Raw genomic sequence first — 18,882 nt, forward strand, 5'->3', positions numbered from 1 at the left:
ATGGCCGGGGAAATCTAAGTGCAGACCGTTACATCGCGTCAGGGAGGGCGACCTCCGCTCATCGCGCTTGAAGACATCGTCCGGGCGGGCCGTGAGCTGGGGCTGCGGCGGCTGAGCATCAACGCGGTCGCTGCCCGGCTAGGGGTATCGCCGACCGCCTTGTACCGCCATGTCGAAGGCAGGTGGGATCTCGAGCGGCTGGTGGGTGAGAGTCTGCTGGCGGAGCTCGAGCTGCACGATGACCCAGGGGCCGATATCGAGCAGCATCTGCTGTCGTTGGGCCTTCAGCTGCGCGACTTCACCGCTGAGCACCCAGGGCTCGCGTCGTACCTTCAGGTGCTGTTTCCGCGCGGGGAGGCCGGTGCCCGGCTGTTGGCCGCCGAGGTCGAGGCGTTGAGCCGGCGCGGCTATGAGGCTGATGCGGCCATGGTCTTGAGTAGCGCGGTTGCCACGCTGGCGATCAGCCTGGCCGCTCGCGAGGACCACAACGCCGACGTCACCGGCGGAGACCAAGCCGATGAGTTCGCGGCGGAGCGTGACGCCGCCGCCGATCGGCTGGCCGGTAACCCGCAGTTGGGTGCCGCCCACGTCGGGCTGCCGCAGGTTTCGAGTACTGAGCTCGTGCGGCTGTTGCTGGCGGCATCAATCCGCGGGCTGGTTACGCTGCTGCCGCCCGGCCGCCCGGTCGGCGAGTTCGTGACGGAATTGACCGCAGCCGGAGAGGGTCGCTGATGGCGCGCGGCTTTCAAGGCGCAATGTTGCGGGGCTTCGGCGCGCGGGACCACACCGCGACAGTGATCGAAACCGTCTGGATCGCACCACATTTCGTGCGGATCTGGATGACCTCGCCGACCTTGTTCGAGGATGCGGAAGCCGAACCGGCGGCGTGGCTGCGGTTCTGGTTTCCCGACCCGGAAGGGTCCACGACCGAGTTCCAGCGCGCTTACACGATCAGCGAGGCTGATGTTGCCGCGGGCCGCTTCGCGGTCGATGTTGTGCTGCATGAGCCCGCCGGTCCGGCGTCGACGTGGGCGCGGACGGTCGAGCCCGGCGCCACCATCCCGGTGATGTCGCTGATGGGCTCGTCGCGTTTCGATGTGCCCGACGAGCAGCCGGCCGGCTATCTCCTGATCGGGGACGCGGCATCGATACCGGGTATCAACGGCATCATCGGCACAGTCCCAGACGATGTCCCGATCGAGCTGTACCTCGAGCAACACGACCCCAACGACGCGCTGATCCCGCTCGCCCAGCACCCGCGACTGCGCGTGCACTGGGTGGCTCGTCGCGATGAGAAGTCGCTGGCCGACGCGATCGAAACCCGGGACTGGTCGAACTGGTATGCCTGGGCCACGCCGGAGGCCGCGAGCCTGAAAAATATTCGCAAGCGGCTGCGTGACGAATTCGGGTTTCCCAAATCCGAGATACATGCCCAGGCCTACTGGAGCGCGGGACGCGAGATGGGAATCCGCCGCGGCGACGAGCCTCGGCCAGCCGGCGTGCCGGCTGAAAACCAATCGGAAACCGTTGCGGTACAGAAAGAACCGGTCTCTCCCGGCCGTTGGCGCGCTCAGGCTGCGGGCCGATTGCTGGCACCGCTGCGGTGGAAACTGATCGCATCCGGTGCGTTGCAGGCCGTCATAACGCTGCTGCAGCTGGCGCCGTTCGTGCTGCTCGTCGAGTTGGCCCGGCTGTTGGTGTCCGGCGCCGCGGCGTCGCGGCTGTGGACGGTCGCCATCGCTGCGGTTGCTTTGCTGGGCGTTGGCACTGTGCTCGGCGCCGCGCTGACGCTGTGGTTGCACATCGTCGACGCACGGTTCGCCGGCCTGTTGCGCGCACGGCTATTGAGCAAGCTGTCGCGGTTGCCGTTGGGCTGGTTCACCGCTCGCGGTTCGGGTTCGATCAAGCAGCTGGTGCAAGACGACACAATGTCTCTGCATTACCTCATCACCCACGCCATTCCGGACGCGATAGCCGCGGTAGTCGCGCCGGTGGCCGTGCTGGTTTACCTCTTCGTCGTCGACTGGCGGGTCGCGCTGGTGCTGTTCGTGCCGGTCCTGGTTTATCTGGTGCTGACGTCGGCCATCACCATCCAGTCGGGTCCGCGCATCCCACAATCGCAGCGCTGGGCGGAACGGATGAGCGGCGAGGCCGGCGCGTATCTCGAAGGGCAGCCGGTGATTCGGGTCTTCGGCGGTGCGGCGGCGTCCAGCTTCCGGCGTCGGCTCGACGAATACGTCGGATTCCTGGTGGGCTGGCAGCGCCCCTTGGCAAACAAAAAGACTTTCATGGATCTGGTGACCCGCCCTTCGACATTCCTGTGGGTCATTGCGGTCAGCGGCACGTTACTCGTCGTCAGTGGCCGGATGGACCCGGTGAATCTGTTGCCGTTCTTGTTGTTGGGCACCACGTTCGGCTCGCGGCTGCTCGGCATCGCTTACGGGCTCGGTGGCATCCGCGCGGGGATGCTGGCCGCCCGGCGATTGCAGATCACGCTCGACGAGCCGGAACTCAGTGAGCAAGAGCGGGGGCCACGCATTGGCGACGCCTCGGCGACGGTGGTGTTCGACCACGTCAGCTTCGGCTACCGGCCCGGAGTTCCGGTGATCCAGGACGTTTCGCTCACGCTGCGGCCGGGAACGGTCACCGCGCTGGTCGGCCCGTCCGGGTCAGGCAAGTCGACACTGGCCGCGCTGTTGGCCCGCTTCCATGACGTCGAGCAAGGCGCGATACGCGTTGGCGGACAGGATATTCGCTCCATGACCGCCGACGAGCTCTACGCGCGGGTCGGCTTCGTCCTGCAAGAAACCCAGCTCGTGCATGGCACTGTCGCCGAGAACATCGCGCTGGCCGTACCGGATGCGACCGCCGCGCAAATTCAGGACGCGGCTCGCCAGGCGCAGATCCACGATCGCATCATGCGGTTGCCGGACGGCTACAACACCATGCTGGGCGCCGGGGTCGGACTCTCTGGAGGAGAACGGCAACGACTCACCATCGCCCGAGCGATCCTCGCGGATACGCCGGTGCTGATCCTCGACGAGGCCACTGCGTTTGCCGATCCGGAGTCGGAATATCTTGTGCAGCAAGCGCTTAACAGGCTGACCCGAGAGCGCACGGTGCTGGTGATCGCCCACCGGCTGCACACCATCACCGAGGCGGATCAGATCGTCGTCCTTGATCACGGCCGCATCGCCGAACACGGCACCCACGGCGAATTGCTCGCCGCCGGGGGGCGGTATCGACGACTGTGGGACAGCGGTAGGCCTGATGCGCTGGCCGCGACCGCGGCTCGAGAGGGAGCGCGATGATTCGCACCTGGATAAGCCTTGTTCCACCCGATCGTCGGGCCAAGGTGATCACGTACGCCGTGCTGGCGTTCTTCTCGGTTGCGGTGCGGGCAGCGGCCACGGTGCTGCTCGTCCCTCTGGTGGGGGCGCTGTTCAGCCAGACAATGCAGCACGCGCTGGTGTGGCTGGGCTGGCTGACCGCCGCCACCGCGATGGGGTGGGTGGTCGACACCGCGACCGCGCGGATCGGGTTCGACCTGGGTTTCGCGGTGCTCGACCACACCCAGCACGACGTGGCCGACCGGCTTCCGGATGTCCGGCTGAGGTGGTTCACCGCCGAGAACACCGCGACGGCCCGGCAGGCGATCGCGGCCACGGGGCCCGAGCTCGTCGGGCTGGTGGTCAATCTGCTGACCCCGCTGATGACCGCAATTCTGCTGCCGGCGGCCATCGCGTTGGCACTGATTCCGGTTTCCTGGCAGCTTGGTCTAGCCGCCCTGGGCGGTGTGCCGCTGCTGCTGGGGGCGCTGTGGACGTCCGCGCGCCTGGCGCGGCGCGCCGACGCTACGGCAGCCCAGGCCAACACCGCGCTCACCGAGCGGATCATCGAATTCGCCCGAACCCAGCAGGCGTTGCGGGCGGCGCGACGCGTCGAACCGGCCAGAAGCATGGTCGGCGACGCGCTGGTCGCTCAGCACGGCGCGACGATGCGGTTGCTGGCCATGCAGGTACCGGGGCAGCTGCTGTTCAGCCTCGCCAGCCAGCTGGCGCTCATCCTGCTGGCGGGTGCGACCACCGCGCTGACAGTGACCGGCACGCTTTCGGTGCCCGAGGCCATCGCGTTGATCGTCGTGATCGCACGCTATCTGGAGCCGTTCACCACCATCAGCGAACTGGCCCCCGCCCTGGAGAGCACGCGCGCGACACTCGACCGGATCCGGTCGGTGCTGGCCGCACCAATCAGCCGTAGCGGCACCGAGATCCTGCGAGCCGATGCCGCCCCGCGTATCGAGTTCGACGACGTCACGTTCAACTACGACGAGGCCAGCGCACCGGTGCTCGATCAGGTGAGTTTCGCGCTGGAGCCCGGAACTACGACAGCGATCGTCGGACCGTCCGGCTCGGGCAAAAGCACCATCCTGGCGCTGATCGCCGGGCTGCACGAGCCCACCCGCGGCCGGGTTCTGATCGACGGCGTCGATGCCGTCACGCTGGACCCCGCGTCACGGTGTGCGGTGAGCAGCGTGGTGTTCCAGCACCCGTATTTGTTTCATGGCACGATCCGCGACAACGTGCATGTCGGGGATCCCGGCGCCGGCGACGACCAGTTCGACCGCGCGATGCGGCTGGCGCGGGTGGACGAGCTCGCCGGCAGGCTGCCCGACGGCACCGAGACGATCGTCGGCGAAGCCGGCTCGGCGCTGTCCGGCGGTGAGCGCCAACGAGTCAGCATCGCGCGCGCTCTGCTCAAACCCGCGCCGATACTTCTTGTCGACGAGGCGACCAGCGCTCTGGACACTGAAAACGAGGCGGCCGTCGTCGATGCCCTCAGCGCCGACCCACTGCCGCGCACCCGGGTGATCGTGGCGCACCGGCTGGCGAGCATTCGGCACGCCGATCGGGTGCTCTTCGTGGACAGCGGACGAGTGGTGGAGGACGGCGGCGTCGACGAACTGCTCGCGGCAGGTGGGCGTTTCGACGAGTTCTGGCGTCAGCAGCGCGAGGCCGCCGATTGGCGGATCGTCAACAGCTCACTTCGATCTTGAAGTCCGCTATCGCAGGTTCGCTGACATCGTCGGGGTCGGTCCCTTGCGCCTTGCCCGTCACGGTATAGGTGTTGTTAGCGAACACCACTTTGGCGTCGCCGACTCCGGAGTTGGCGACACCGGTGAAGCCCTCGAAGTTGTCGATGTCGACCGACTCGGGTTTGGGCGCTTCGCCATCCAGCCGGAGGACCGTCTTGACGTGGGCCGGGGCAGCGCTGATGTCAGCGGTCCACAACCACTGAACTTGAGTGCACGTCAGGGCATGTGAGGTGCGCGTCTGGTGGTTGACCGTAATTCGAGCTGTGTTCTGCGGTACTTTCTCGGCTCGCATGAAGCATCCCGACGTGCTTGCCGCCAACACCGAAGCGGTCACGGCTGCGGCTACGATTCGGCCTCTCACACGGTCTTTTTACCAGTCGCACCGCCAGCTTGGGAGCAGTTGGGTGGATCGAGAGGTGGGTCAGGTCTCAGGCTGCGGCGAAGGCGTGCTGCGGCAGCGTCAGTGGCAGGTGCAACGAGCTGAGCAACCCAGGTGGCGCGGCGACGACGTGTGGCACCGCATTGACCACGCGCATGGCGGTGGCGAACATTGCTCCCGCCCCTGATTTCATGTGCGGGATGCCGGCGCGACGCGGGTCGTCGTGCGTGACTGCCATCGTGCAGTCGATATTCGGTTCTCCCTTGACCACCACCCGGTACGACAGATCGCCCACCCCTGTCGGCCAATCCGGTGCGATGTCGTGCGCTAACCGTGTCACATGCTCGATCACGATCGACTCGCGTCCGTCGACGACGCCGATCGCTTGCATCCGCACCGCGGCACAGGTTCCGGCCTCGACGACTCCGAAGGCAACCTCGAACGTGCGATCCGTCGTGCTGCGATCGTAGGATTCGCGGACTTCTTGGACTTCGACGCCCAATGCGTCGGCGATCATCCGGATCTGACCCTGCCACTCACCGGCGATGGCGCCGGGGATGGCGACGAAGGGCTGAAAGTCGAGCGGCCGCCCGAATCCCAAGCCGTTGATCATGATGTCGGCCACGCCGTAGTCATCGTAGAGTCCGATCTCATAGGCGTGGATGGACTCGATGGACCCGGACTGCGTCATGAGCACCAGCGGCAGATAATCGGCCGCGAAGCCGGGCTCTATCCCCGAGGCATACAAAGATGCCTGGCCCTTCTCGGCGGCGCTGGCAAGCTCATCGCGCCACGTCGAGGGTTCGTACGCAACGGGATTCACGAGCCGCGTCGTACTCGTGGTGACCACGTTGATACCGGCGGAGAGCAGGCGCACGTAGTCCGGGATAGCGATGGCATCGCGTTCGGGTCCGCTTGCCGCATACACCACGCAGTCGGGCCGAAGGGCTATCAGCGACTCCACATCGTTGGACGCCGTGATTCCGATCGGCTCCCCGGTCGCGAGTTCGCCGGCATCCTTGCCCACCTTCTCCGGGGAGTGCACCCACACCCCGACCAATTCGAGATCGGGCCGGCGATTGATCATTCGGACGGCAATCGAACCGATACCGCCTGTGGACCACACCACAACTCGGTGAGAGCGCATGCTGTTCCTCCTCGCCGTTGGGCGTAGATCTGCACCGCGAGACAAAAGAACGTAACCTAAAGTTTGTTCCACCGGAACGTATCAACGCCGATAGCCGAGGTCAAGGGCGTCGACAGCCGCTGTACGCCATCCCAGCTGCTTCCAAGCTGAACAAAGATCAGGTTATGGTGCGGGCCTACCGGTCCCGGCGCGACGCCACCTATCGTGTCGACATCGAGGGAGATCCCGATATCCACTGCTCGATGACATTGGGCGACCCGGAGGGGAACGGCGCAGGCCGAGGCGCAATGGCAGCCACCGCCATGCGCGTCGTCAACGCGGTGCCCTACGTCGTGGATGCACCTGCGGGGCTGCTGAGTTCACTCGACCTGCCGATCACGCCGCCCCGCCATGCGCTCTAGGCGAGCGTCACCCGGCCCATGATCAGGTCCATCATGGGCTTGCCGGGCGGATATGCGCCGGTGAGCGACGACATCACGTGCCCGTTGTCGACGAGCAGGGTGATGCCGCTGATACCGGAGGCGGCATCGCTATTGAGAAAGACCATGGTGTTGGCCATCTGCTCTGGTGTGTGGATCTGGCAACCGGTCTCGTCCCGGTAGTCCTGGGCGAAGCTGAGCCACAGGTCGGCGTTGGCGCGCGCCAGCGGCGTATCGGTTGGGCCGGGGCAGATGGCGTTGATTCGCACGCCCTCTTTCAGCAGCGGAAACGCCTGCGTTGCCACGTAGGCATTGATGGCCTTCTTGCTGAACCCGTAGTGGATGATGCCCTCTGACTCGTGGGCCGTGCACCAGGCATCGGCCGATTCGTAGTCGGGCGTGGCCAAGAACTCCTGCAGCAGCGGCAGATCGTTCTCCCAACCCATGCCGGCCACCGACGAGATGAAGCAGATCGCCCCACCACGCGCAAGCTTGCCGTCGGCCCGCAGCCGGTCGATGAGGTGGCGATGACCGATGAAGTTGACTCTCATCAGCTTCGGCCCGTCGGCAACGCCGGCCGCCGAGAAGATTGCGTCGATGGGGCCGCCGACCTGCTCGACCGCGGAGTCGATTGAGGATCGTTCGGACAGGTCGACGGTCACCTTGCGGGCAGCGTCGTAGGTCACCGGTGCGTAATCCATCACGATCACCTCGGCGCCGAGCGCCGCTGCCGTTTGCGCCGCGGCGGCTCCCATGCCCGTGGCGCCACCCACGACGAGGACTCGCTTGCCGTCGTACCGGAATTGCTCGATGCCGGTCATTGCTCTCCTTCTTGTCTGCGCCCGTCGCGTGGGCTCGCAAAAACTTTACGGGGAACATATTTTTGGTTCAATACCTGGATCCACCCGGTGATGAGGCCGGCAAAAGGCCAGGTCGAGCGGCTAATCGCGGGCATTTCGATCAGCAACGCCGCGTATCACCGTGTCACGGGCATTGATCAGCGCCGCGCTCTTGCCTTGCGCCCGGACGATGTTCTCCGGCATCCAGATGACGTCCATGACGCAGCGTGCCAGCATCTCGATCGAGGGAGTGTCGATCCGGATGTTTCCAGATCGAATACCTTCGGACAGCATTGATTTGAGTTGCCGCAGCCGCGTGGTGAACAGCAGGCCGGGGTTAGGAGTATCGGGCGGAGACTGCCGCATCCAGGCAAGCTGAATCTTCCACTCGTCCGGGAACTGATCCAGCGCATTGATGTTGACCCACGTCAATGCATCCAACTTCTCGATGGGTGTCGCGTTTGCCCGAAGGACGCTGACGAACCCTCCGCCGGCCTTTTTCCCGAACGACTCCATGATCGAGGCAAGCAGTTCGTCCTTGGAGCCGATCAACCGATAGACCGTCCCAGTGCCCAGGCCCGCTGCCGACGCGATGTCGCGGATTGTGGTGACTTCGTATCCCTTCCGGCCGAATTCCGCTCGGGCCACCGCGCGCACATGCGCCGCTTTGTCGTTGGCCGCGGATTCGGTCTCCTCGGGCCAGGTCTTGATTGCTTCCTCGGCAGCGGCGAATGCGGCCGAACGATCCAACTCTTTGTCGCTGTATGGGCGGCTGGCCAAACCGTGCAACATGATCCGGCACAGCAGCGTGGCTGCCTGATCGGCAGCGGCGGTATGGCGGATGACGTCGAGGCCGACGTGCATCATCGACTGACAAATCCGGTCCGCCAGCGTCGGCAGGTCGACCTCTGCCCTGATGTAGCCGCTCCACCTGCCGGCGCGCAGGGTCTGCAACATCGCGTCCTGGACAGCGGTCGGCGGGTGTCGAAGCAGCTCGACGAGCTCACGGTTTGCGGTCGGTGCCTCGTAAAACGACATCTGCAGAGCGGCGCGATGCTCCACGGCACAGCGGGCGATGGCTGAACCCAGCTCGATGATCGCTTCCGACACCGGTCGTGACCCCGGCTGGTCCAGCTTGTCGCGAGCAATCGCCCCGATGCGCTCCAGATCGGCGTAATACCGCCGGAGCAGCTCCACCAGGATCGCTTCCTTGGATTCGAAATGGTGGTACAAGCTTCCAGGAAGAATGCCGGCGGCGTCCGCGATCTCCTGCAGCGAGGTGCGCAAGCCCGATGACGCGATCAGCGATTCCGCAGTTCGAAGGATTTCGGTCCGCCGCGTTCCGTCGTCGTAGGCACCACGGGCAGGGCCCGCGGCGGTTGCCGCATCGGTTGGTTGCCGGCGCGCCACGTCACCTCCACAAGCCAACCGACTGAACGAATGTTTGGTTAAACGCTACCAGACGGTAGCTACGCTGACGTGCAGCCGCAGAGCTGTGGATCACTGCGAAAACGCGTTGACGCCGAGCCGGTCACAGACGCCGAAGACCTCGTCGAAGATCGAGCCGGGCACCGTGAAGGGTTCCGTCGCAGTCACTTCGGATAGGTGCTCCGCAATGTCGTCGGCGCTGGGATTGGTCTCGGGGTCCGCGAGCCAGCCCTCGCCCAGTCCGACGAAGACCCTGGCGAACCGCCCGGCGCAGGCCGAATAGTTGTGGTGGGTGAAATCGCAGGCTCGGCTGGCAAGGTAGACGACGATCGGAACGACGAGTTCGGGCTGGATCACTTTGAGAAAGCCGATCTGCTCTACTGCTTCTGGATCCCCGACCGTGTTTGTGGCCATTCGCGAAAGTCCGAACGGCAGCACGGTATTGGCGAGGATGCCATGCCGCTGGCCTTCGATCGCGATCACGTTCGCGAGCCCGACCAGCCCGGCTTTCGCGGCGGCATAGTGGGCCTCCAATGGCTGCCCGAACATTCCGCCAGACGATGAGATGAACACGAAACGGCCGTAGCCCTGCGATTTCATCACCCGGTACGCCGGCTGACTCACATAGAAACCGCCGTCAAGGTGCACGCTCAACATGCGGCGCCAGTCATCGGCCGACAGCTCCTCAAACGGGATGCTGGTTAAGATGCCGGCATTGCTGACCACCGCATCAAGCCGGCCGAAACGGTTTACCGCCAGATCAACGATGGCTTCGCCACCCTCGGGGCTGTCCACCGAGTCGTGTGACACTACCGCCGTACCGCCGGCAGCGTGGATCTCGTTGACGACCGAGCCGGCGACGGTTTCGTCAGCTCCCGAACCGTGCATGGTTCCGCCGACGTCGTTGACCACCACTGAGGCGCCGCGGCGCGCCAACTCGATGGCGTAAAGGCGCCCGAGGCCGCGACCCGCTCCGGTGACCACCACGGCTTGGCCTGTGAAATCGATCATTCTGGGCACCACCTCGATTGATTGACGGGGGCCAGGACGGACTTTAGGCTGGAACAGATATTTGGTCAACATGGGCGGTCGAGGAAGTCGTTGGCGAACAACATTTCGGCGAGTGCGCTGCAGCGATGGAGCTTGTTGGCCTCTGCTCTTTCCGGCCGCAATCTCCAAGTGGCGGCCGCTGTCTGCGGTGAGGCGGCGTGGACGGACGGCAAAACGGTGTTCGTCGACGCCGATACCAGTGCGCGACGCCAGCTTGAACAGGTAGCGGTGCAGGCGTGTCTGTTGGCGGCTGGAAGCCTGGAGCCGGCGATCGTACGGCGTCTTGGCCGGCGCCGCACGCTGGCCTCGCGATACCTTGCGGTAGAGGGGCATCGGGCGCTGGCGGCCAGCGAAGAGCTGCTGCCGCCGGCAGTGTGGACTCTTTGCGACCGCGACGTAGCCGGTCGCAGTGATTCACCGGCCGCGACGCTGTCTTTGCTGCGCAGCGGTGCGGTGATCAAGGAGCCACCTGATTCATTCGGGGTAATCCATCCACGAAAGTTGTTGACGGCCAGCAAGGCCGACGGACCAAAGCAGAAAACCGAGCGCCATGACCCACGCCGGCAGCGCAAGCATCTGACGGACCTCGACGACGACAGCGACGACTCCGACGATGTCGTGGACATCTTCTCCAGTCCGGTGGGTGGCGGAGGCGTCGTCGGCAGGTGGTTCAAGAAAATGTTGAGCTCGGTGCGAAAGCTCAGCGGCAACGGACAGCCGGGTGCGGATGCGCCCACGCATCGCTCGCGTTCGGGTACCCGGGGCGGGGCGCTGGCCGTGGTATCGAGCGCGACGTTCGGGGCCGAAGACACCGATGCTGACAAGGCGAGCGGAATCCAGTACCCGGAGTGGGACTTTCATCGTCGGCAATACCGACCGAACTGGTGCACCGTGCAGGAAGTCGCGCCTCGTCCGGACGACACGGCTTCGCTGCCATTGGCCGAGGGCTATCGATTGCGCCGTGCGCTCGCCCGGCTCGGTGTGGGCCTGGATCGCTATCACCGGCAGGCCCAGGGTGATGACGTCGACATCGATGCGGCGGTCGAGGCGAGGGTGGAAACCATTGCCGGGTCGGCGCCGGATGAAGCGGTCTACCTCGACAGTCTGCGCCGCCGGCGCGATCTTTCGGTGTTGATCCTGCTCGACGTCTCGGGTTCGACGGCCGAACCGGGGACCGTCGGCCAAACCGTGCACGAACAGCAGCGAGTAGCGGCGGCTGTTTTGACCGCGGCCCTGCACGATCTGGGAGATCGGGTGGCGCTCTATGCATTTCAATCACAGGGTCGATCCGCCGTGCATGTTCTGCCGGTGAAGCGATTCGACGACCACCTGGACACCCTGGCGCTGCGCCGGTTATGCGGCTTAAAGCCCGGCGCCTTCTCGAGATTGGGCGCCGCGATCCGCCATGGCGCCGCTGTGCTGGAGAGCCGGGCCGGAACCCCCCGGCGATTGCTGGTCGTGATATCCGACGGCTTGGCCTACGACCACGGCTACGAACGTGACTACGGCGCGGCTGACGCACGACGGGCACTGGCCGAGGCGCGTCGCCGGGGGACCGGTTGCTTGTGCCTGACCATCGGCGCCGCCACAGATGTCAGCGAACTGCAACGAGTGTTCGGCAGTGCCGCGCACGCAACCATCCCGCGGGTTGACCAACTGCATCAAGTGATCGGCCCGCTGTTCCGCTCGGCACTCGGGTCAGCGGACGTACGGCGACGAATCGCATGACGGAGTCAGGAAAGGGACTGTCGGACATGGCAACTGGGACGGACCGCCCACGCCCCTACTACGTGCCGGTAGGCAACGAGGAGTATGTCTTCAAAGCGGCGTTCCGGCAGGGGCTGTCGGTAGTACTCAAGGGCCCCACCGGTTGCGGAAAAACACGGTTCGTCGAAGCCATGGCTTACGACCTGGATCGGCCGCTGATCACGGTCGCGTGCCACGACGACTTGACCACGGCCGATCTCGTCGGCCGGTTCTTGTTGCACGGCGGGGAGACCGAATGGGTCGACGGACCACTGACGCGCGCGGTGCGCGAGGGCGCCATCTGCTACCTCGACGAGGTGGTGGAGGCTCGCCAGGACACCACCGTGGTACTGCATCCGTTGGCCGATCACCGTCGCCAACTCCCGATTGAGCGGCTCGGGGTAACGCTTGATGCAGCGCCCGGCTTTTGCCTGGTGGTCTCCTACAACCCCGGATACCAGAGTGTTCTGAAGGACCTGAAGGACTCCACCCGACAACGCATGGTCGCCATTGAGTTCGGCTTTCCGACGGCCGACGTCGAGGAAAAAATCGTCGCCTGCGAGGCAAACGTCGACCATGAAACCGCGGCCCAGCTGGTGCGGTTGGGACAGGCAATCCGACGCTTGGACACCGCGGGATTGCGCGAGGTTGCCTCCACCCGGGTGCTGATCGCCGCCGGTCGGCTGATCGCGGAGGGGCTCGGCTCGCGCAGCGCCGCCCGCGCCGCCATCGCCGGCCCGCTCACCGACGATGCCATGGTGGCCAGCGGGCTGGGCGAGATGATCGATGCGTATCTGCCTGCCGAAGCCGGACATGATGATTGACGATGCGACGGCAGGCACGCTAGGGTCTGAACAAATTTTAGGTCACGTTCGTCGGGCGGTGGCCGTTGTCGTGCGCCACTGGAGGTGAGATGTCCTACGAGAGCGCCGCAGAGCCCATCAAAATCGGCTACCTGATGGACTTTCGGCTGCCCGAAGGTTTTCCGAAAACCTACTTCGAAGACCTGACCCAGCCGTTCGATCTGGTGTTCAAGCAGGCCACCGAACAAGGCCTGATCGACCGGTCCATCGAGATCATCTACCGCGAGGTCGAAGGTCTACCGAAAGGATCGGTCAAGGCGGTCATCGATGCCTACGGCGAACTGTGCGACGAGGGTTGCCTGGCGATCTTTGGCCCCAGCATCACCGACAACGCCGTTCCCACCAGCGAGGCGATCGAGGAGCGGTTCAAGGTGCCGGCGATCAGTGTCACCGGTTCGGACGAGGCGCTGGGGGAGTGGTTCTTCTCCTTCCCGATGGGATCACTCACCGACGAGCCGATCTTCTGGTCGGATCTGCTGGCCAAAGGCGGCCATAGCGAGGTCGGCGTACTGAAGGAGCAGTCGCTCGTTGGCGAGACCTACCTGAAGAACTTCCGGTCAGCGTGCAAGCGCAAGGGTATCCGCATTGTGGCCGAAGCCTCGATTGCGCAGACCGCACAAGATGTTTCCGACGCGGTGCGTGCGCTGCACGAAGCGAAGGCGCCGGCGATCGTGCACTGCGGCTTCGGGTTCGGGATCGTCTTCATCAACCCGGCTCTCGAAGCGCTGGACTGGGATCCACCTCGATTCACCAGTACCGCGTTCCAGAATGCCTGGCTCAATCCGATCATGTGGAACGCGTTCATGGGTTGGGTCGGTGTCGACCAGTACGACGAGAACAACATGGTCGGGCAGAAGTTCCTCGACGAATACCAGCAAGCCTACGGTCGCAGGCCGGAATGGTGTGTGCCGGTTGTCAACCGGGACATCGCGATGACGTTGGCGCGCGCACTGAGCGACGCACATCCGTTGAGTCCACGCGGCGTAAAGGAGGCCCTGGAGCGGGTGAAGATGATGCCCGCCGCCTCCGGGGCACCCGGCACCCGCGTGTCGTTCGGAAACTGGACCCGCCGCGCCTGGGTGGGGGCCGGCTATCTGGTGGCCCGCAAGCTGGATCCGGACGGCGTCACCTCACATCTCGTCGACCGCTTCGGTGAGGAGTAGCCGATGACCGCAGAACAGACAGCGCCAGCCACCGAGGTCCAGGCCGCCGAGGAGCCGCGCCGCAGGTGGATCGGCTGGCTGTGGGTCGCGATCGCCATTGCGTTACTGGCACTCATCGCGGCCAACGCCCGCAAAGGTGCGGTGTCGCCGCGCATCCGCAATCCCGAAGTCAGCGGCGCTCCGCGCCCGGTGGAGCCGCTGTTCGGCTACCACCATTGGCTGGATCTGTTCCAGATCTTCACGGTCGTCTCGATGAGCATCATCGTCGCGGTCTACGTGGTGGCATGGCGCAGACATCCCGCCCACCCGGTCCTGCTCATGGGCATCGTCACGACGCTCATCGTCTGGCAGGACCCCATCATGAACTGGTCACCCTTCGCGGTCTACAACCCGGAACTTTGGCACTGGCCGGAAGATTGGCCACTGGTCTCGATTTCGCCCACCGTGGAACCGTTCTTGGTTATCGGCTACATCATGTTCTATCTGGGCCCCTACTTCCCGGCCATCTGGATCCTGCGCAAGATCCAGGCCCGTCGGCCGGTCGACTCGTTCGTCTGGCGTCACCCGCTGATCAGCTTGGCGGCCATCATTCTGCCGCTAGGGATCCTCATCGATGCGATGCTCGAGGTCACGCTGGTTCGCACCGGCTTCTACATTTACAGTCAAGTGATTCCGTTCGGCTCGATATTCGCTGGCAAGCCATACCAATTCCCGTTCATCTGGGAAACCGTGATGGTGACGTTCGTGATGATTCCGGCCGGCGTGCTGCTCTACCGCGATGACACCGGTCGTACGGTGGCTGAGAAGCTGGCCCAACGGGCGCGGATTTTCGCCAGCCGGCCCGCGCTGGGCATGTTCGTGGTGATGCTCGTCCTCATCAACGTCGCCTACTTCGGCTATGGCACCGGATTCGCCATCATCAAGTGGACGAGAACCGCGACGTCGGTCGCGTGCCCATGGCCTTACCCAGAAGCCAAGGTGTATGACCCGCAAGGGTTTTACGAGAAGAACGGGCAGCCCGGACCGTACTCGGTCGGGATCTGGTCGACCTGGATGAGCGCGCAGCCCAACGGACGCCCGCACGTCGAACCACCGGCTGACGGCGGACGGTGTGGACCGGGCAATGGGTGAGCCGCGCACCGTCGTCATCACCGGCGCTTCGCGCGGACTCGGTTTAGCGTCCGCCGCCCACCTCTACAAGCACGGCTGGCGTGTCGTGGCGGCCATGCGTTCGCCGGAGTCCGGTCTTGACGCGCTGCGCGCGAAGACCGGCGCCCAACACGACGATCCGCGACTGATCGGCATCCCACTGGATCTCACCGACTCTGCCTCGGTGACGGCCGCGGCCAAGGCGATCCTCGAAGCCGTAGGGGCCCCGCATGCGCTGGTGCACAACGCGGGGATCGCCGCTGCCGGGATGCTCGAAGAAACGCCGATGGATCTGTGGGAACGCATGTTTGCCACCCACGTCTTCGGCCCGGTATCGCTCACCAAAGCGCTGTTAGGGTCGATGCGCGCGGCGGGACGCGGCCGAATCGTGGTGCTCTCCAGTCAGGGCGGGGTCCGGGGCATGCCCGCGATCGCGGCCTACTCGGCCGCGAAGGGCGCACTTGAACGGTGGGCCGAATCGCTGGCCGGCGAGGTGGCGCCGTTCGGACTCGGCGTCACCGTCGTGGTGACGGGGACCTTCGACACCGACATCATCACCGACGCCGGGGCCTTGGATTATCGCGATTTCGGCGGGCCCTACGCCGCCCACCACACCAAAATCGACCGGCGCGGCCGCGCGGCAATGCGGCTGCTCGCACGCCCACCCGAACGTTTCGCACGGGGCCTCGCCAAGGCCCTGGAAGACCGCGCCCCGTTTGCTCGTCGCGCCGTCGGCGTCGACGCGCGCATGTTGCTGGTTGCCAATCGGCTGCTTTCCAGTAAGGCTCTCCATAGGGTGACCCGTCTTGCGATGGGCATCCCACGTCCCGGCGCGCTACGCCCGCCGGAAAGCCGAGCCCCATCGACAGAGAGCGACAACCATGACTGAGGCAGTAAAGGTCCGCTTCGAGCCCAAGATGATGATCGACGGCAAACTCGTCGACGGCCAAGCCGGCACTTTTACCAACATCAATCCCGCCACCGAGGAGGTGCTCGGCGAGGTCGCCGACGCGTCGAAAGCAGACATGCACCGGGCCATCGACGCTGCCCGGCGCGCCTTCGACGAGACCGATTGGTCGACCGACCGCGCATTGCGCCAGCGGTGCCTGCTGCAGCTGCACGAGGCGATCGACGCCGAGCGCGAGGAGCTGCGCGAAGAGCTCATCCTCGAAGTCGGCGCGCCGCGGGCGATCACCTTCGGGCCCCAGCTGGACGCCCCGTTGGAAGACGCGCTGCGCTATCCGGCCAGGCTCATCGACGAATATCCCTGGGAAACCGACCTCGGTGACAAGACGATCAGCCTCACCGGCACGCTGACCACGCGCAAGATATGGCGGGAACCGGTGGGCGTGGTCGGTGCGATCGTGCCGTGGAACTTCCCGTTCGAAGTCACCATCAACAAGATCGGACAGGCCCTTGCCACCGGTAACACCGTGGTACTCAAGCCGGCGCCGGACACTCCGTTCAATGCGACCCGGCTGGGTCGTCTGATCGCCGAGAAAACCGATATCCCGCCCGGCGTGGTCAACGTCGTCACCGCGTCGGATCACCTCGTGGGCGAGGAGCTCACGCTGTCGCCGAAGGTCGACCTGATCTCGTTCACCGGCTCGACGGCGGTCGGCAAGCGGATCATGGAAAAAGGCGCGGCGACCATGAAGCGGCTCTTCCTTGAGCTCGGCGGTAAGTCGGCCACCATCGTGCTCGAAGACGCCGATTTCGGGATGGCCTGCGCGATCGGCATCGCGCCGTGTATGCACGCCGGGCAGGGGTGCGCAAACCCGACCCGGATGCTGCTGCCGAGATCTCGCTACGACGAGGGCGTTGCGATCCTCAAGGGCATCTACGAGAACGTCATGCCGGGCGACCCACAGGATCCCGGAACTCTCTGCGGCCCAGTGATTTCAGCGAAACAACGGGAACGCGTGATGGGCTACATCAACAAGGGCGTCGAAGAGGGCGCCACCGCATTGGTGGGCGGTCCGGATGCGCCGACCGGATTCGACAAGGGATTCTTTGTCCGGCCGACGCTTTTCACCGACGTCGACAACTCCATGACGATCGCCCAGGAAGAGATTTTCGGCCCGGTGCTGGCCGTGATTCCCTTCGACGATGAGGAAGACGCGATCCGGATCGCCAACGACAACCTTTACGGGCTGGCGGGCAACGTGATGTCGGGATCCCTGGAGCACTCACTGGCAGTGGCCCGCCGGATCCGGGCCGGTTTCATCGGTGTCAACGGCGGCGCTCCGTACGGCGCCGACACACCATTCGGCGGATACAAGTACAGCGGGGTAGGACGCCAGAACGGCGTCGCGGGCTTCGACCAGTACACCGAAATCAAATCTGTGGGGTATCCCGCGGGCTGAGAAAGGGCACCAGTGCAACTGTTTGACGATCTCGAGGACTTCGGGGCCTTCGACGATGCCGTCTCGGGTGACGTTCGCGACCCCTACACCGAGTTGGCCCGATTGCGCCGTGAACAACCGGTGCAGCGCCTCGACATGTCAGGCATGCCGCACGACGAGTCCAAACCGGTCTTCATCGTCTACCGCTTCGAAGAAGTGCAGCAGATGCTGCGCGACAACGAGACATTCTCGTCGGCGATCATCATCGATGCGTTCGGCGATGTGCTGGGTAAGCACGTCATGCTCGGCATGGACGAGCCAGAGCATGGTCGTCACCGGTCTTTGGTCGCAAAAGCCTTCTCGCAGAAGGCATTGGCGCGCTGGGAGGACGAACTGGTCGGCAAGATCGGCAACGAGCTGATCGACCAGTTCGCCACCCGCGGCAGCGCAGATCTGGTGAAGGAATTCACGTTCCCGTACCCGACCCAGATCATCGCCGGTCTGCTGGGCCTGCCGCGAGAGGACTATCCCCAGTTTCAGCGTTGGTCGATCTCGTTGCTGAGTTTCACCATCAACCCCGAGCGGGGCCGTGCCGCTTCGCAAGCATTGGCTGAGTATTTCGCGCCGATTCTCGCGGCGCGCCGCGACGAACCTCGCGATGATCTCATCAGCGGCCTGGCCCAGGCCGAGATCGACGGCGAAAAGCTGTCCGACGAAGAGATCTTCTGCTTCCTGCGGTTGCTACTTCCAGCCGGCGTCGAGACCACCTACCGGGCGCTGGGTAACATGCTGTTCGGATTGCTTTCCAGTACGGATCAACTCGATGCAGTCCGGTCTGACCGCTCGCTGTTGCCGCAGGCGATCGAAGAGGCGGTTCGCTGGGAACCGCCGCTGCTGACCATTACCCGGGTGGCCACTCGCGACACCGAGTTGGCCGGCGTTCCGATCCCCGCAGGCTCCTCGGTCATGCCGATGCTGGGTGCGGCCAACCGGCAAGACGACCGGTATCCGGATCCGGATCGCTTCGACATCTTCCGTTCGGCCAGAGCGCATATCGGTTTCGGCTACGGTGTCCACGTCTGCCTGGGGATGCACTTGGCACGGCTCGAGATGCGGGTGGCGACGAACCTGTTGCTCGACCGCTTGCCCAATTTGCGCCTCGACCCCGACGGCGATGACCCGCACATCCGCGGACAAATCTTCCGCTCCCCGACGTCGCTGCCGGTGCTGTTCGATCCCGCACCGGCCTAGGAGGGCGC

Annotated in this window: 15 protein-coding genes and 1 pseudogene; 11 read left to right on the forward strand and 5 right to left on the reverse strand. The window is 64.9% G+C overall.

What is annotated here, in order from left to right:
- Positions 1 to 18: 18 nt before the first annotated feature.
- Genes MSP7336_RS12810 through MSP7336_RS12820 form a run of 3 tightly spaced genes read left to right on the forward strand, consistent with a single transcriptional unit; the run spans position 19 to position 5,056 of the window.
- Positions 19 to 732, forward strand: coding sequence for a TetR/AcrR family transcriptional regulator (locus MSP7336_RS12810; protein ID WP_113963831.1), 714 nt, complete (start codon positions 19 to 21; stop codon positions 730 to 732).
- Positions 732 to 3,311 carry an ABC transporter ATP-binding protein/permease gene (locus MSP7336_RS12815; RefSeq protein WP_113963832.1) on the forward strand — a complete coding sequence of 860 codons (2,580 nt, stop codon included), beginning with the start codon at positions 732 to 734 and terminating at the stop codon, positions 3,309 to 3,311. The genes MSP7336_RS12810 and MSP7336_RS12815 overlap by 1 nt, the downstream gene beginning before the upstream one ends.
- Positions 3,308 to 5,056 carry an ABC transporter ATP-binding protein gene (locus MSP7336_RS12820; RefSeq protein WP_113963833.1) on the forward strand — a complete coding sequence of 583 codons (1,749 nt, stop codon included), beginning with the start codon at positions 3,308 to 3,310 and terminating at the stop codon, positions 5,054 to 5,056. The genes MSP7336_RS12815 and MSP7336_RS12820 overlap by 4 nt, the downstream gene beginning before the upstream one ends.
- Here MSP7336_RS12820 and MSP7336_RS12825 read toward each other — a convergent pair.
- A complete protein-coding gene (locus MSP7336_RS12825) occupies positions 5,034 to 5,387 on the reverse strand; it encodes a lipoprotein LpqH (protein WP_085178739.1) in 354 nt (117 codons plus the stop codon). The genes MSP7336_RS12820 and MSP7336_RS12825 overlap by 23 nt on opposite strands.
- A 136-nt stretch (positions 5,388 to 5,523) precedes the next feature.
- Positions 5,524 to 6,621, reverse strand: a complete 1,098-nt coding sequence (locus tag MSP7336_RS12830; RefSeq protein ID WP_069394373.1) for an NAD(P)H-dependent amine dehydrogenase family protein — start codon at positions 6,619 to 6,621, stop codon at positions 5,524 to 5,526.
- A gap of 182 nt (positions 6,622 to 6,803) precedes the next feature.
- On the opposite strand from MSP7336_RS12830, the pseudogene MSP7336_RS12835 reads away from it, so the two are divergent.
- Positions 6,804 to 7,022 (forward strand): annotated as a pseudogene (locus MSP7336_RS12835) (dihydrodipicolinate reductase); the annotation flags it as partial.
- On the opposite strand, the gene MSP7336_RS12840 reads toward MSP7336_RS12835, so the two are convergent.
- The 3 genes from MSP7336_RS12840 to MSP7336_RS12850 all read right to left on the reverse strand — a co-directional run bounded on the left by MSP7336_RS12840 (position 7,019) and on the right by MSP7336_RS12850 (position 10,318).
- A complete protein-coding gene (locus tag MSP7336_RS12840; protein WP_069394375.1) occupies positions 7,019 to 7,861 on the reverse strand; it encodes an SDR family oxidoreductase in 843 nt (280 codons plus the stop codon). The pseudogene MSP7336_RS12835 and the gene MSP7336_RS12840 overlap by 4 nt on opposite strands.
- A gap of 120 nt (positions 7,862 to 7,981) precedes the next feature.
- A complete protein-coding gene (locus MSP7336_RS12845; RefSeq protein ID WP_113963834.1) occupies positions 7,982 to 9,289 on the reverse strand; it encodes a TetR/AcrR family transcriptional regulator in 1,308 nt (435 codons plus the stop codon).
- Positions 9,290 to 9,379: 90 nt separating this feature from the next.
- Positions 9,380 to 10,318 carry an SDR family NAD(P)-dependent oxidoreductase gene (locus tag MSP7336_RS12850; RefSeq protein ID WP_113963835.1) on the reverse strand — a complete coding sequence of 313 codons (939 nt, stop codon included), beginning with the start codon at positions 10,316 to 10,318 and terminating at the stop codon, positions 9,380 to 9,382.
- 90 nt (positions 10,319 to 10,408) lie between these two features.
- Here MSP7336_RS12850 and MSP7336_RS12855 point away from each other — a divergent pair, with 90 nt between their 5' ends.
- The 7 genes from MSP7336_RS12855 (at position 10,409) to MSP7336_RS12885 (ending at position 18,874) form a co-directional block, all read left to right on the forward strand.
- On the forward strand, positions 10,409 to 12,085 hold the full coding sequence (locus MSP7336_RS12855; RefSeq protein ID WP_244917457.1) for a nitric oxide reductase activation protein NorD: 1,677 nt from the start codon (positions 10,409 to 10,411) through the stop codon (positions 12,083 to 12,085).
- Between the two features lie 26 nt (positions 12,086 to 12,111).
- Entirely contained in the window at positions 12,112 to 12,927 is an 816-nt protein-coding gene (locus MSP7336_RS12860) for a CbbQ/NirQ/NorQ/GpvN family protein (RefSeq protein ID WP_113963836.1), read from the forward strand.
- A gap of 89 nt (positions 12,928 to 13,016) precedes the next feature.
- Positions 13,017 to 14,129, forward strand: coding sequence for an ABC transporter substrate-binding protein (locus MSP7336_RS12865; RefSeq protein WP_113963837.1), 1,113 nt, complete (start codon positions 13,017 to 13,019; stop codon positions 14,127 to 14,129).
- Positions 14,130 to 14,132: 3 nt separating this feature from the next.
- Entirely contained in the window at positions 14,133 to 15,260 is a 1,128-nt protein-coding gene (locus tag MSP7336_RS12870) for a spirocyclase AveC family protein (RefSeq protein ID WP_113963838.1), read from the forward strand.
- A complete protein-coding gene (locus MSP7336_RS12875; RefSeq protein WP_113963839.1) occupies positions 15,253 to 16,167 on the forward strand; it encodes an SDR family oxidoreductase in 915 nt (304 codons plus the stop codon). Before MSP7336_RS12870 ends, MSP7336_RS12875 begins: the two co-directional genes overlap by 8 nt.
- A complete protein-coding gene (locus MSP7336_RS12880) occupies positions 16,160 to 17,644 on the forward strand; it encodes an aldehyde dehydrogenase family protein (RefSeq protein ID WP_113963840.1) in 1,485 nt (494 codons plus the stop codon). Before MSP7336_RS12875 ends, MSP7336_RS12880 begins: the two co-directional genes overlap by 8 nt.
- Positions 17,645 to 17,656: 12 nt before the next feature.
- Positions 17,657 to 18,874, forward strand: coding sequence for a cytochrome P450 (locus MSP7336_RS12885; RefSeq protein ID WP_069394383.1), 1,218 nt, complete (start codon positions 17,657 to 17,659; stop codon positions 18,872 to 18,874).
- Positions 18,875 to 18,882 lie beyond the last annotated feature (8 nt).

This window comes from Mycobacterium shimoidei, assembly GCF_900417275.1.
Lineage (GTDB): Bacteria > Actinomycetota > Actinomycetes > Mycobacteriales > Mycobacteriaceae > Mycobacterium > Mycobacterium shimoidei.

Excerpts from the sequence above, each read along its gene's own strand:
- MSP7336_RS12815 (WP_113963832.1), top strand. The coding sequence starts at position 732 with ATGGCGCGCGGCTTTCAAGGCGCAATGTTGCGGGGCTTCGGCGCGCGG.
- MSP7336_RS12875 (WP_113963839.1), top strand. The coding sequence starts at position 15,253 with ATGGGTGAGCCGCGCACCGTCGTCATCACCGGCGCTTCGCGCGGACTC.
- MSP7336_RS12840 (WP_069394375.1), bottom strand. The coding sequence starts at position 7,861 with ATGACCGGCATCGAGCAATTCCGGTACGACGGCAAGCGAGTCCTCGTC.
- MSP7336_RS12850 (WP_113963835.1), bottom strand. The coding sequence starts at position 10,318 with ATGATCGATTTCACAGGCCAAGCCGTGGTGGTCACCGGAGCGGGTCGC.
- MSP7336_RS12860 (WP_113963836.1), top strand. The coding sequence starts at position 12,112 with ATGGCAACTGGGACGGACCGCCCACGCCCCTACTACGTGCCGGTAGGC.
- MSP7336_RS12865 (WP_113963837.1), top strand. The coding sequence starts at position 13,017 with ATGTCCTACGAGAGCGCCGCAGAGCCCATCAAAATCGGCTACCTGATG.
- MSP7336_RS12870 (WP_113963838.1), top strand. The coding sequence starts at position 14,133 with ATGACCGCAGAACAGACAGCGCCAGCCACCGAGGTCCAGGCCGCCGAG.
- MSP7336_RS12880 (WP_113963840.1), top strand. The coding sequence starts at position 16,160 with ATGACTGAGGCAGTAAAGGTCCGCTTCGAGCCCAAGATGATGATCGAC.
- MSP7336_RS12830 (WP_069394373.1), bottom strand. The coding sequence starts at position 6,621 with ATGCGCTCTCACCGAGTTGTGGTGTGGTCCACAGGCGGTATCGGTTCG.
- MSP7336_RS12825 (WP_085178739.1), bottom strand. The coding sequence starts at position 5,387 with ATGCGAGCCGAGAAAGTACCGCAGAACACAGCTCGAATTACGGTCAAC.
- MSP7336_RS12820 (WP_113963833.1), top strand. The coding sequence starts at position 3,308 with ATGATTCGCACCTGGATAAGCCTTGTTCCACCCGATCGTCGGGCCAAG.